The sequence below is a fragment of the Arthrobacter sp. 05L428 genome, from assembly GCF_056397665.1.
This window is the reverse complement of record NZ_JBFTNW010000001.1, coordinates 1,328,809-1,341,607: the sequence shown is the minus strand read 5'-3', so window position 1 is coordinate 1,341,607 and position 12,799 is coordinate 1,328,809. Positions and strand designations below refer to the sequence as shown.

The window sequence follows — 12,799 nt, the reverse complement described above, 5'->3', positions numbered from 1 at the left end:
GTTGCTAAGGCGGCTCGGCCGGAGCATCATCAGGATCCCCTTGGCGCTGGCCATGGCTGTGCTGTTGTGGACGGTCGGACTTGTCACAGGCTCGGTGTCGTCAGGGCCACCGGCGCCGCTGGGCGCGGCCGTCTCGGCAGGTCCGGATCAGCTGATGGGCGGCCAGTGGTTGTCCATGTTCACCTCCGTGTTCTTCCCCGGCCCTTTTGCTTCCTACGTATTGGCGACCGCCGTCGTCCTGGGGTGCGTCGGTCTGGCCGAAGTAACAATTGGCGTTGGCCGGACCGCGGTGGCGTTCGTCGTCGGGCACCTCGGCGCACTGCTGTTGTACTTTGCGGTGGTCCAGCTCGGAACGGTCATGGGCAGCGAATGGCTGTCCACACTCCGCCATCCGGGCCCAATGGGGCCGTTTGCCGGGTCGCTGGCCGCCGTCCTGGCGGCGAGTCCGCGGATCAGCGCCCTCTGGCGCCGGAGGATCCGATCCGTCAGCATCGCCGTAACCGTAATGCTCCTGCTATATATCGGGCATCCGCAAAACCTGGACAGCGTGCTCGGTGTGGCATGCGGACTCGGGATCGGCGCCCTGATTGGCGGCCGGCACGGCTCCGCCCACTACATCCGCTCCACGAGCCGCGAAGTCAGGGCACTGCTGTCAATGGTCGTCGCCGTCTTCGCGGCGGGCCCGGTCCTTGCCAGCCTGGCGAAGGCACCCTCGGGGCCGCTCGCGGTGCTCAGGAACCTGATTGTCAACCCGATCCCCACCATCAACGATCTCCAGGCGAGCTGCTCGGCCGCCGTCGACCTTTCCTGCCTCCAGATCATCCACAGCCCCGGGTTGCGCGGCCCTGGCGGTGAGGCCCTGTCCCTGGTGCCCCTCGTGCTGCTGCTGGTGTGCGCGGAAGGGCTGCGCCGGGGAAACCGGGCTGCCCTCTGGGTGGCAATTTCCGTCCATCTGGTGATCGGCGTCCTTTCGGCCATCTACCTGCAGCTCTTCGCCCAGTTCGGGACATCCGTGCGGAGCGGGTCGCGGGTGCTCTCGGTGGACTCGGGGATCGCGGAGGTCCTCCCGGTTGTGCTGGTGCCTCTGCTCATAGCCGCCGCGCTGTTTGCGGCGCGGCGGCACTTCAACGTCGACGCCGATCCGGTTCTGGGGCGTCGGTCACTTATCCTGCTGGCCGGCGTCTTCGCGGTTTTCGTCACGGGCTATGTGGTGGCATGGTTTGCCGAGGATAACTACCACCACCGGGCCGGCCTGCTGGCCCTTCTGGCCACCCTGCCGAGGATGTTCCTTCCCTACCCTTTTTCCTTCCGGTATTCCGTGTCGGTGTACCCGCACGGCGTATGGTCGCCGCTGATCTTCAGCTACGGCGGCGCCGTGTTCTGGCTCGTCTGCCTGATGAGCATCCTCGCCATGTTCGTCAGCCGCAAGCTCCGGGACCTCCGCGCAGACAGCGGGATCTCGCTGGCCCGACGGCTGGTGCGCCAGGGCGGCGGATCGCTGTCCTGGATGGCACTCTGGCCCAACAACCGGTACTGGTTCAACGAGGCGGAGACCGTCGGTGTCGCCTACCAGCTCCACTACAACGTGGCCTTGACGGTGGGCGGACCATTCGGCGCGTCCGCCGACTTCGAGAGGGCCGTTGAGGGGTTCACCGCCTTCTGCGCCGAGCAGTCGCTTTCACCGTGCTGGTATTCCGTCACCGATGAACACTGGAACCTGCTGCGCGGGCTCGGATTCAGCCGCGTGCGGGTGGCCGAGGAGACCCTGCTGCCGCTGGGCAACATTGAGTTCAAGGGCAAGGAATGGCAGGGGGTCCGCACCGCCCTCAACAAAGCCCGGAGGCTCTCCGTCGAGGCCCGGTGGAGTACCTACGGCGAGCTGTCCGGACCACTGCGGACTCAGGTCCACGAAATCTCGGAAGAGTGGGTTTCCGAGAAGACGTTGCCGGAAATGGGATTCACGCTGGGCGGCGTTGAGGAACTCAAGGACGAAAACGTGTTGCTGTGCCTGGCCGTGGATGATGCCGGCAAGGTCCACGGCGTCACCAGCTGGCTTCCGGTGTTCACAGCCGGCGTCGTCACCGGCCGGACGCTCGATTTCATGCGGCGGAGTCCGGACGGCTTCAAGGGCGTGATGGAATTCCTGATTGCCTCGGCCGTACTGCATTTTGACGGAACGATGGAGGAAATTTCCCTGTCCGGGTCGCCTCTGGCGCCGGTACCACGTGGTGATCCGGCGCGCGAGCCGTCCGACGGCGCCGCGGTCGGCCGCTTCCTGGACTGGCTGGGCGGGGCCTTGGAACCGGCGTACGGTTTCCGGTCGCTCGCTGCCTTCAAACAGCGCTTCCACCCGCGGCACCGCACGCTGTACATGATGTATCACGACCCTCTGGCGTTGCCGGTTATTGGACGCGCGCTGACCGAGGCCTACATGCCCACCATGTCCATCCGGCACACGGCCAGGCTGCTGCGGGGCGTCATCGGATGAGCGCCGCGGCCGAAGCAGCCGCCGGAGCGTAGCATCCACGTAGCACCTGAGTGGCGCCCTGTACATCCGCACCAAAAAGTGAGTATTGCCTACTCCCGAAGTGCCGCCCGAAGGGGAATATGCTTCAGGCGTGCCGTAGCCGTGCCGCTGAGCCGGGCTACGCTGCCGCACTGGAAGTGACGGGTGACATGAAGCCTACGAGCAGCACACCGGTCCGCCCCGACGGACGTGTGAAGCGGCAGGCAGGAGCACATCGGGCCCAGCCGCTGCCGCGGTACGGCTTGCGTCGAATACCGCTGACCTGGCTGCTGATCGTTCTCTTGTGGTCCGCCGGAGCCGCCACGGGATCCCTGGTTTCCGGCCCCCCGCAGGCGCTCGGTCCGTTCGTTGCGATCGGCCCCGACACCCTGACACGGGGTGAATGGGGACCCGCTCTTGCCAGCCTGCTGTTTCCCGGCGGCGTTGCGTCCTATGTCCTGGCCACTGTGGTGCTTCTCCTGTGTGTCGGGTTTGCCGAAACCACGCTGGGAAGCGGCCGGGCTTTGGCCGCCTTGGTGGCCGGCCACCTGGCAGCCGTCTTCCTGTTCGTCGGGAGTGTGGCGGCCGGCGACGAGCTCGGCAGCAGCTGGCTGAGCTCCATGCAGCACCCGGCCCTGGCGGGTCCGTTCGCCGGCTCCCTGGCTGCCGTAATGGCTGCGAGTCCCGGAATCAGCCCCTTGTGGCGTCGCCGCCTGCGGTCACTCGGCCTTGCCGTGACCATCATGCTCCTGCTGTACGTAGGTCACCCCCAGATCGTGCTCGCATTTTTGGGGGTGCTCAGCGGCCTGGCAAGCGGCTGGGCCGCTGCCAGAGTCAGGTCCAGAGCCGCAGCCAAGGCCACCACCCGACGTGCCGCGAACGGCGCCGCTTCGCGCGCGAATGTTTTATACCCGCCGGGCGCGGTGTGGACCGGCCGCGACGTTCGCTCGACGCTGGCCATGACCGTGGCAGTATTCGCCGCCGGCCCGGTGCTGGCCGGGCTGTCCCAGTCGCCTATCGGCCCCCTTGCCGCTCTCCGGAACCTGATTGTCAATCCGGTGCCCACTCTGGGCGAGCTCCAGAGCGACTGCGCCGCAGCCGTGAATGCGGGCTGCTCCCAGATCATGCACAGTCCCGGCTTGCACGGCCCCGGCGGCGCTGCCCTCTCCGTGGTTCCCTTGCTCCTGCTGCTGGCATGCGCGGAGGGGCTGCGCCGGGGGAGCCGGGTAGCGTTGTGGATAGCCACGGTTGCCCATCTCGCCGTCGGCGTGCTCTCTGCTATCTACCTACAGCTATTTGCCCACTTTGGCGTCTACGTCAGGAACGGGAGCCGCAGGATTCCTGTCGACTCGGGCATCGTGGAGATCCTGCCGGTGGTACTGGTGCCACTGCTGATCGCCGCCGCGCTGTTTTTCAACCGGCGCCATTTTCCCGTGGACACGGATCCCGCGCTCGGACGCCGCGCACTGGTCTTGGTGCCCGGCATCTTTGCCGCATTTGTCGCCCTCTACGTCCTCGCGTGGTTCGCAGAGGGAAACAACCGGCACCGCGCCGGTCTCCTGTCGTTGGGAACAACCCTGCCTCGGATGTTCCTGCCGTATCCCTTTTCCTTCAAGTATTCCGTCTCGGTGCACCCTCGCGGTTATTGGTCGTCGTTGATTTTCAGTTACGGCGGAGCAGCTTTTTGGCTGATCTGCCTGGTCGCCGTCCTGGTCATCTTTACCAAGCGGCGTCTCTGGGACCACCGGGTAGACGATAACCGCTCCCTGGCCCGGCGCCTGGTGTTCCAGGGCGGCGGCTCGCTGTCCTGGATGGCGTTGTGGCCCAACAACAGCTACTGGTTTAACCGTGCGGGAACGGTGGGAATCGCCTACCAACTGCATCACGGCATCGCCCTGACGGCAGGAGGTCCGTTCGGGAGGGAGTGCGACTTCGCCGACGCCGTCCGCGAATTCACGGGGTACTGTGCCGAGCAGTCCCTGACGCCGTGTTGGTACTCCGTCGCCGACGCCCACTGGGCAGAACTCAGGTCGCTGGGCTTCAGGGGCATGGAGGTAGCCCAGGAGACGGTGCTTCCCTTGACTGGAATCGATTTCCGCGGCAGGGAGTGGCAAAGCGTCCGCACCGCCATGAATAAAGCCCGAAGGCTCGGAATTACTGCCCACTGGGGCGTCTACAGCGGGCTCCCTGACGGACTGCGGAGCCAGGTCCACGATATTTCGGAGCGGTGGGCCTACTCCCGGGCACTCCCGGAAATGGGTTTCACCGTCGGGGGTGTGGAGCAACTCAAGGACGACCATGTGCTGCTCTGCCTCGCCGTAGATCCTGAGGGCGCGGTCCTCGGTGTCACCAGCTGGCTGCCGGTCTTCCGCAACGGGGAAGTGGTCAGCCGCACCCTGGATTTCATGAGGCGCCGCGAGGACTGTTTTAACGGTGTCATGGAGTTCCTGATCGCATCGGCGGTGCTCCACTTTAAGGACAGCATGGCCGAGATTTCGTTGTCCGGTTCACCTTTGGTTCCCGCGACGGCGCTGGTGCCCCGCCAGGCGGAAGTCTTTCCTTCTGCGGGGGCCGGGCTGCCCGGCAAAGGCGCCACAGTGGCGGACGACGGCGGGACGGCGGGCCGCGTCCTGCGCTGGCTCGGCGACGTGCTTGAGCCGGTCTACGGATTCCGGTCCTTGGCGGCCTTCAAGCAACGCTTCCAGCCCCAGCACCGGACCCTCTTCATCCTGTACCAGGATCCGTTGGCGCTGCCGCTGATCGGCCGCGCCCTTGCCGAGGCGTACCTGCCTAACTGGTCTGTGCGCCATACGGCGCGGCTGATCCGTGATATCACCGGCCCTCAGCCTGCGCGCAGGCCCGCGAGTTATGGCGAGATTGCCATGAAGAAGTGACCCGGCTTCTGATCTGTCCAGATGCCTGGCCGTTTTTCCGGCCTTGGCCCGGGATGCCGGGTGACCGATACGGGGACCTTAGCGTCCATGTGTCCTTCTGCAGTGGTGAACTCGGCGTGGCCCTTGGTGGTCTTGCCCCTCGCCGTGACCGGTGCGGTCACGCGGACGGTTACGGTCGCGGACTGTCCGGCAGGGAGGTCTGGAACGGTCGCCTCCGTCGCGGTCCAGCCGGCGCGAAGCGACAAGGAGAGAGTGCCGCGCGAGAAAGCTTGGTCACCGCGGTTCGTCACGGTCAAGGTGAGATCGGCCGAGCCGCCGGGCGGCACGGCAACGGCGTCGGCCGAGAGGGTCCCGCACAACGGCCCGAGCCACCGGGCGTCGAACGTGTTGAAGGTGATTGCGTCATTCGTACCCTCATAGAGGACACCGAACTGCCCGTTCCCGAGTGCTGTCACGGTTGAGTAGCTAGTTGGCAGGCCGGGCGCGAAAGCACGTGAAGTACTCCAGGTCGCCCCGTCGTCGCACGAATAGCGGATCGTGCCGTCCCTGCGGGCGAACGGAGGGTGGTCGGCGTTGGAGAAGAGGAGCTTCCGTGCATCGGCCGAGCCCTCGGGCGCGTCCGGGAACATACGCGTGATCGAACCGTTGTTGCGTGGGTCGGTGAGCGTGGTGTTATAGGTGACGGCGCCGTAGGTCTCGCCGCCGTCGTGCGAAACCGCGACCCGCCTACCGCCGCCGCCTGCATTGTCACGGGAGTTGAGCATCACGTCGCCGTTGGATAGCTCGACGACTTTGTTCTCGTTCATCTTGTTGCCCGCTGGTTTTCCCATATGCCAGCTCCTGCCATGGTCATCGGAGTAGACAGAGTAGGCCTGGATCCGCTTCGAGCCGTCCGCCTGGATGATCTTGCCGGCAAACTGCTGAATGAGCCGGCCCTTGTGGGGGCCCGTACTGGAGTTGTATTCCCTCACCTGAGGATGCGAACTGACCGACGATGCCGCCCACGTTGGCCACCCCGTTGACCGTGGTTCCCACCGGCTTCACAGCGCTCGTGATGAGGGGCCCTGCGAAGGCCGAGTACCTGGAGTCCGGGGCGTAGGAGGACGTCATCGGCAGCGCTGGCCGGTTCGCCGGCTCCGTTGACCAGGTCTGGCCGCCGTCGGTCGAGACGGAGACCTCGGAACTGATGACACGCCTGTCGGCGTCGTTGTTACCGAGTCTGCTGCTGCCGAAGCCCGCGTCCTTCGAGTAGACGTGGAAATTGAAGATCGTGCCGGTTTGCCGGTCCACGACGTAGCTGGGGTCGCTGAAGCCATAACGCGGGACGCCAGGCCCGGCGACCTGACCGCGCGCAATGAATGTTGGCGCACCCCAGGTCTTCCCGCCATCGGTGCTGCGCCTCTGGATGATTGAGTTGGGCGCGGGCGAGTCGCCACCATCCGGGCGGCCGTCGTATGCAGCGAGAACGACGCCGTTGCCTGGACTCGCTAGCCCGACGATGCGGTAGGACCTACCGAGGACGGGGTCGATGGCGCTGTCGCCGTTGGACGCGAGGACTTGAGCGCTGAAGTGGCCGGCGGTAGCGTTATCGCCTTCCTCGATCCCGCTGCCGGGAACGCAATGGTCGCAGGTGGCGAGCACGACGGCACTAAGGATGCAGGCGGTGAGTTTTGCGAATGTTGTCCCTGCGCGCCTTAGAGGGTGCAACTGTCCACGGCTGTTCATGGTCTTTCAGTTCCTCGTTTTCCATCAGCAGAGGAAGCTGGGGATCCCACAACGTACAGAGGACGGCCATCGCTGTCTAGAGGCCAACGGAAAAGGATCGCGTCTCCAGGAGATTGGGACGCTACGCCCGGACGGCATCACACATCTCCATCCCGAACTCGGCTCGACCGGCCGGGACGCGGGTGACTCCACAAGGTAAAAGCCACGCCGATTTCCGCCGACGATTTCCCGTGCTGATATCGTGGGCCCTTGGTCATGACCGCCTCACGTTTGCAGGACAGCTTCTTGAAACCAACCTCACGGCGAAAAGCCCTCATCCTCCTGGCGCTCGGATCAATCGGAGTCAGTGCCGCGGCTGCCGCGCCCGCGGCCTTCCCCGGGGCGGACCAGGCGTCCGGCTCCACGCTGCCCTCGGCATCGGAATCCGGCACAAAGCGTCCGTCGACAGCTCAGGTAGTGATCATCGGTGACTCGCTCAGCACTGGTCACGGAACGAGCCCGGACATGGCGTGGCCGAAGCTGCTGCAGGATGACACCAGGGGAGGACTGCATCCTCTCTCGATCGTCAACGCCGCAACGGACGGGAGCGGCTATGTGCGCAGCGGGGACGGGGGCAGCACCTTCCTGTCCCAAGTCGACGCAAGCGTTCAGAAGAAGACGCGGCTGGTCCTCGTTTTCGGGTCGGAGAACGACATGGGAACCAGCGGCGTCCAGTTGAAAGAGGCCGTCGCCGCCACTATTACTGAGATCCGGGCTAAGGCCCCGGACGCCAGAGTCGTGCTGGTAGGGCCACCCTCCTATACCGACGAGCCGGAATCTGCCCGGCTCCAGGTTCGTGATCAGGCCCGCGCCGCCGCAACGGCTGCAGACGCCGTCTTTGTCGACCCTATCCAGGAGCAGTGGATCATGGGGCGGGCAGGAGAGCTGATCGGACCGGACGGCGACCACCCCAGTGTGCGGGGCCAGCACTACCTCCAGAAAAATATGGAGAAGATCATTTTCGGCAATCTTCCGGGATAACTTATCGGAAGCGCATGCCTGTGCCTGCTCCTTGGGAAGGCCGTCGGCCGGAGTCTACGCCGCACCGCTGGATCGATCTTTCGACGCCGCGCCGGAAGCTTAGCCCGTAACCCCAAGGCGGCCCATCAGCCAGTCCATGTTATTTTCCAACCCGTACTTCCAGGCCGTCCAAGCGTGTCCGCCGGGCGCCTCCTGGAACTGGACATTGATGCCGGCTTTCTTCATCGCCTGGTAGACCTGGACTCCCTGGGCCCGGAAGAACGGATCGCCGGCGCCGACGGTGACGATGCCGGCGGTGTCCGGGTACTTGCGTGTCTTGATGACGTCGAGCGCGTTCTGCTTCTTGAACTCGGCTGCGCTGCCGCCGAAGTACTGCTGCAGGAGCACTTGGTGGCCCTGCCGAATCGTCGGCTGGTTCTCACCCGAGCTGTCGATGAACGTGGGATAGACCTCTGGGTAGTTCATGGCCAGCTGCATGGCGCAGGTCCCGCCGTAGGAGAACCCTCCGATGGCCCACTGGCGGCTGGAGTGCCTGCCGGCTCCGAAAGTGGCCTTGACCCAGTTAGGCACGTCCTCGCTCAGGTAACGTCCGGCCTGGCCCTGTTTGGTGTTCATACACAGCGGCGGGTAGTTGGCCCACTTTGCCCCGGCGTCGGGCATCACGATGATCGGCGCCAGCCCCTTGTGTTCGGATGCGTACTCGTCCATGAACTCGGCAATCCTGCCGTTCCGAAGCCAATCCACCGGTTCGCCCGGGACCCCGTGGATCAGAACCAGCACCGGGAGATCCGCCCGCGGTGCGGCGAGATACGCCGGGGGAAGGTATACAAAGGCCGTTGAGGACACCTCGTGGGAGATCGGAGCCGGGATGAAGGCCCGGACGACTGTTCCCTGATCCGGCATATTCTCCGGCGGCGTCCAGTCGGCCAGCGTGGTGGGCGGCTCGCTCGGCTTGACGTCCGGCACCGGGTCTCCTCGTTCCTGGCTCTTGAACTGATCCAAGGTTTCCATCTTGACGCCGGTGTCTCCGAAGACCGATCCCAGGGTGGGGTAGTACTCGAAGTTCTGGTTGATCAGCGATCCCGACGCCAGGACAACGACCAGCGCCGCCGGCAACACGGCGATGCGCGCCGGCAGCCGACGGAGGTCCCGGATCTTGGGCACCACAAGGAGCAAGGCGAGGATACCGAGGCCCGCGTAGGCATAGACACGCTTAGGCAGCGGGGACCCCCACAAGTTCCACACCGGCTCGCACAACACCCAAATAATGGCGCTCAGGAGGCCGGCGGCCAGTACTGCGGCCGGCACCCAGCGGGACAGATGGCGCCGCCGACCCCAAATAAGCCAGATGAGGGCCGCGGCGGCCAGAATGTAGAGAACCACGGGCACGACGCCAGTAGTAATAGCGAGGTTCTGCAGGTTCATGGCCTAAGACTAAGGCTCAAAACCGGGAATCCGCCCGGAAACAACCGAAAAGCTACCCCGGATCAGGCCGGGCTGGAGACATCCTCCAACGCTGCGGCAATCTCCGGCGGCAACGGCGTCAGCACCGCATCCATGATCTCCTTCAACTGGACCGGCGTCCGGGCACCCACCAACGCGGTGGCCACGCCGTGCTGTGAGAGCAACCAGCTCAGGGACACGTCCAGCGCGGTCCGGCCCAGACCCTTGGCCGCCATCGCCACGGCCTCTACGACGCTGGAGGCGATCCCTTCAAGGTAGGGCTCCACGTAGCCGGCCAGCTTGTGGTGTGCGGCCCGCGAATCGGAGGGAATATGACCGCGGTACTTGCCGGTCAGCACCCCGCGCCCCAGCGCGCCCCACGCCATCAGGCCAAGCCCGGCGTCTTCGATTGCCGGGATCAGCTCGGCTTCGGGCTTTCGCTGCAGCAGCGAGTACTCGGCCTGGCAGGCAACCAGCGGGAAGTCAGCCACCGCGGCGGCCTTGGCGGTCTGCCAGCCGTTGAAGTTGGAGACACCGGCGTAGCGTGCCCGGCCGGAGCGGACTGCGAATTCCAAGGCGGAAAGGGTCTCCTCCAGCGGAACGTTCGGATCCCAAACCTGGGCGAACCAGATATCCACATAGTCGGTGCCGAGTCGGGCCAGGCTCGCGTCAAGGCCGGACAGCATGCCGTTGCGCGAGGTGTCCACGCTGCGCCGGCCTCCCGAGGTCGTCAACCCGGCTTTAGTGGAGATCACCACTTCGGAGCGGGCCACGACGTCGCCCAGCATGCCGCCCAGCAGGACCTCGGCCCCGCCGCCGGCGTAGGACGCGGCCGTGTCGATCAGCGTGCCGCCGCCGTCGACGAAAGCACGAAGCAGTCCGGCGGCATCCTGTTCATCGGTCTCACCGGCCCACGACATGGTGCCAAGGGAAAGGGACGAGACACGCAACCCACTGTTGCCGACATAACGCTGCTGCATGCCTGCAAGCTTACGATGCTTCGGAACCTCCATAACGTAGGGTCTATAAACGTGAACTGGTTAGAAGCGGCCTTTCTGGGCCTTGTGCAGGGACTGACAGAATTCCTCCCGATTTCCTCGAGCGCCCATCTGCGGATCGTGGGGGCGTTCCTGCCCAACGCCGCGGACCCTGGCGCGGCTTTCACCGCCATCACCCAGCTGGGTACCGAGACGGCGGTGATCGTCTACTTCTGGCGGGACATTGTGCGGATCGTCAAGGCCTGGTTCGGCTCGCTGACTGGCGAGGTCTCACGGCAGGATCCGGACGCACGGATGGGCTGGCTCGTGATTCTGGGCAGCCTGCCGATCATCGTCCTTGGCTTGCTCTTCCAGGACCAGATCGAATCGGTGCTCCGCAGCCTCTGGATCGTCGCCACCACCCTGATCGTCTTCGGCATGATCCTCGCCGTGGCGGACGCCGTCGGCCGCCAGGAACGTGACCTCACCAAGCTCAGCTACAAGCACGGCATTTTCTATGGCCTCGCCCAGGCGATGGCGCTGATCCCCGGGGTGTCACGCTCCGGCGGCACGATCACGGCCGGCCTGCTCATGGGGTACACCCGTGAGGCCGCCGCCCGCTACTCCTTCCTGCTCGCAATCCCCGCCGTCTTCGGCAGCGGCCTGTACCAGCTCTACAAGGTGGTCTCGAAGGACGGCATCACCGGCCCTTACGGCCTGCCCGAAACCGCCCTCGCCACCGCGATCGCCTTCGTGGTGGGCTACGTGATCATCGGCTGGTTCCTCAGGTACGTCTCCACCCGCAGCTACCGGCTCTTCGTCTGGTACCGCATTTTGCTGGGCCTCGCGCTGTACCTGTTGCTCGGTTTCAATGTCATCAGCGCCTAGCACTAGGCTTGGGGTGTGAAATCCTGGATCTCCCGCCCTGTTCCCCAGCTGCCGGGCAGCATGCCCGCGCTGCGTCTTTTCGATACCGCCAAGGGCGGCCTCGCCACCCTTGAAGCGACGGGGGAGCAGTCCATGTACGTCTGCGGGATCACCCCGTATGACGCCACCCACATGGGCCACGCGGCGAGTTACGTGGCCTTTGACCTGCTCAACCGGGCGTGGCGTGACGGCCGCCAGCAGGTCGCCTATGTCCAGAACGTGACCGACGTCGACGACCCCCTGCTGGAGCGCGCGACTGCCACCGGGGTGGACTGGCGGGAACTCGCCGCCAGCCAGATTGAGCTGTTCCAGACCGACATGGAAGCCCTGAACGTGCTGGCGCCGGATAACTACGTGGGCGCCGTGGAGGCCATCCCGCTGATCGTCCCGGCTATCGAGTCGCTCGTGCAGCGCGGCCTGGCCTACCGGGTGTCCGGCACCCCCGGCGAGCCCGACGGAGATGTCTACTACGACGTCGAGGCGGCCGGAAAGCACTCGGCCGAAGCGCAGGACGCGTGGACGCTGGGATCCATCTCGGGCCTGTCCGATGCCGAGATGCTTGAACTCTTCGCCGAGCGCGGCGGCGACCCCGGCCGGGCCGGGAAACGCCAGGCGCTTGATCCGCTGCTCTGGCGCGTGGCCCGTGACGGCGAACCCAGCTGGCCCGGCGGCGAACTGGGGGAGGGGCGCCCCGGCTGGCACATCGAATGTACCGTCATTGCGCAGAAATACCTGCCCGCTCCGTTCACCGTGCAGGGCGGCGGGTCCGACCTGGTCTTCCCGCACCACGAAATGGGAGCCGGCCATGCCTACTCCCTGACCGGGGTGCCGCTGGCCAAGCACTTCGCGCACGCCGGCATGGTGGGACTCGACGGCGAAAAGATGAGCAAGTCCAAGGGCAACCTCGTGCTCGTCTCCAAGCTGCGCGCCGCCGGCGAAGACCCTGCCGCGATCCGGCTGGCAATCCTGGCCCACCACTACCGCAGCGACTGGTCCTGGACGGATGAGGGCTTCACCGAGGCCAAGGACCGGCTCCGGACCTGGCGTGCCGCCGTCGAACTCGCACCGGCGGGTTCTGCCGGGCCGCTCCTCGCAGAGATGCGGGCCGCGCTCTCTGACGACCTCAACGCCCCGCACGCCCTCGAGGCCGTGGACGCATGGGCGTCTGCAGCGCTGGCAGCCGGAGCGGGTACTGGTTCCGCGGCTGACGCTGCACTGGTGGGCGACGCCGTCGACGCACTGCTCGGCGTCGAACTCTAGACCTCACGAACCGCCAAAAGGCCGGCGACGCAAAAAAACGCTGGCGA

At 65.7% G+C, this 12,799-nt stretch carries 8 protein-coding genes; 5 read left to right on the top strand and 3 right to left on the bottom strand.

Going from position 1 to position 12,799, the window contains the following annotated elements; translation table 11 throughout:
- The first annotated feature begins 52 nt into the window (after window positions 1–52).
- Both AC1DH3_RS06215 and AC1DH3_RS06210 read left to right on the top strand, forming a co-directional pair.
- Entirely contained in the window at window positions 53–2,488 is a 2,436-nt protein-coding gene (locus tag AC1DH3_RS06215) for a bifunctional lysylphosphatidylglycerol flippase/synthetase MprF (protein ID WP_476908822.1), read from the top strand.
- A 281-nt stretch (window positions 2,489–2,769) separates the two neighbouring features.
- Window positions 2,770–5,400, top strand: a complete 2,631-nt coding sequence (locus AC1DH3_RS06210; protein WP_476908821.1) for a bifunctional lysylphosphatidylglycerol flippase/synthetase MprF — start codon at window positions 2,770–2,772, stop codon at window positions 5,398–5,400.
- On the opposite strand, the gene AC1DH3_RS06205 is transcribed toward AC1DH3_RS06210, so the two are convergent.
- Entirely contained in the window at window positions 5,373–6,371 is a 999-nt protein-coding gene (locus tag AC1DH3_RS06205; protein WP_476892526.1) for an exo-alpha-sialidase, read from the bottom strand. The genes AC1DH3_RS06210 and AC1DH3_RS06205 overlap by 28 nt on opposite strands.
- A gap of 1,009 nt (window positions 6,372–7,380) precedes the next feature.
- Here AC1DH3_RS06205 and AC1DH3_RS06200 point away from each other — a divergent pair.
- Window positions 7,381–8,145, top strand: a complete 765-nt coding sequence (locus AC1DH3_RS06200; protein ID WP_441417887.1) for an SGNH/GDSL hydrolase family protein — start codon at window positions 7,381–7,383, stop codon at window positions 8,143–8,145.
- 99 nt (window positions 8,146–8,244) lie between these two features.
- Here AC1DH3_RS06200 and AC1DH3_RS06195 read toward each other — a convergent pair whose 3' ends face one another.
- Entirely contained in the window at window positions 8,245–9,570 is a 1,326-nt protein-coding gene (locus tag AC1DH3_RS06195) for an alpha/beta hydrolase (RefSeq protein WP_441417799.1), read from the bottom strand.
- 62 nt (window positions 9,571–9,632) lie between these two features.
- On the bottom strand, window positions 9,633–10,568 hold the full coding sequence (locus AC1DH3_RS06190; RefSeq protein ID WP_476892525.1) for an aldo/keto reductase: 936 nt from the start codon (window positions 10,566–10,568) through the stop codon (window positions 9,633–9,635).
- Window positions 10,569–10,619: 51 nt separating this feature from the next.
- Here AC1DH3_RS06190 and AC1DH3_RS06185 point away from each other — a divergent pair, with 51 nt between their 5' ends.
- Together AC1DH3_RS06185 and mshC are read left to right on the top strand one after the other, a co-directional pair.
- Entirely contained in the window at window positions 10,620–11,453 is an 834-nt protein-coding gene (locus AC1DH3_RS06185; protein WP_476908820.1) for an undecaprenyl-diphosphate phosphatase, read from the top strand.
- Window positions 11,454–11,468: 15 nt separating this feature from the next.
- A complete protein-coding gene (mshC, locus tag AC1DH3_RS06180; RefSeq protein ID WP_476892524.1) occupies window positions 11,469–12,752 on the top strand; it encodes a cysteine--1-D-myo-inosityl 2-amino-2-deoxy-alpha-D-glucopyranoside ligase in 1,284 nt (427 codons plus the stop codon).
- The last annotated feature ends 47 nt before the right edge of the window (window positions 12,753–12,799 follow it).

Coding starts and splice junctions, on each gene's coding strand:
- AC1DH3_RS06215 (WP_476908822.1), top strand. CDS start 53: ATGGCTGTGCTGTTGTGGACGGTCGGACTTGTCACAGGCTCGGTGTCG.
- AC1DH3_RS06200 (WP_441417887.1), top strand. CDS start 7,381: ATGACCGCCTCACGTTTGCAGGACAGCTTCTTGAAACCAACCTCACGG.
- AC1DH3_RS06195 (WP_441417799.1), bottom strand. CDS start 9,570: ATGAACCTGCAGAACCTCGCTATTACTACTGGCGTCGTGCCCGTGGTT.
- AC1DH3_RS06190 (WP_476892525.1), bottom strand. CDS start 10,568: ATGCAGCAGCGTTATGTCGGCAACAGTGGGTTGCGTGTCTCGTCCCTT.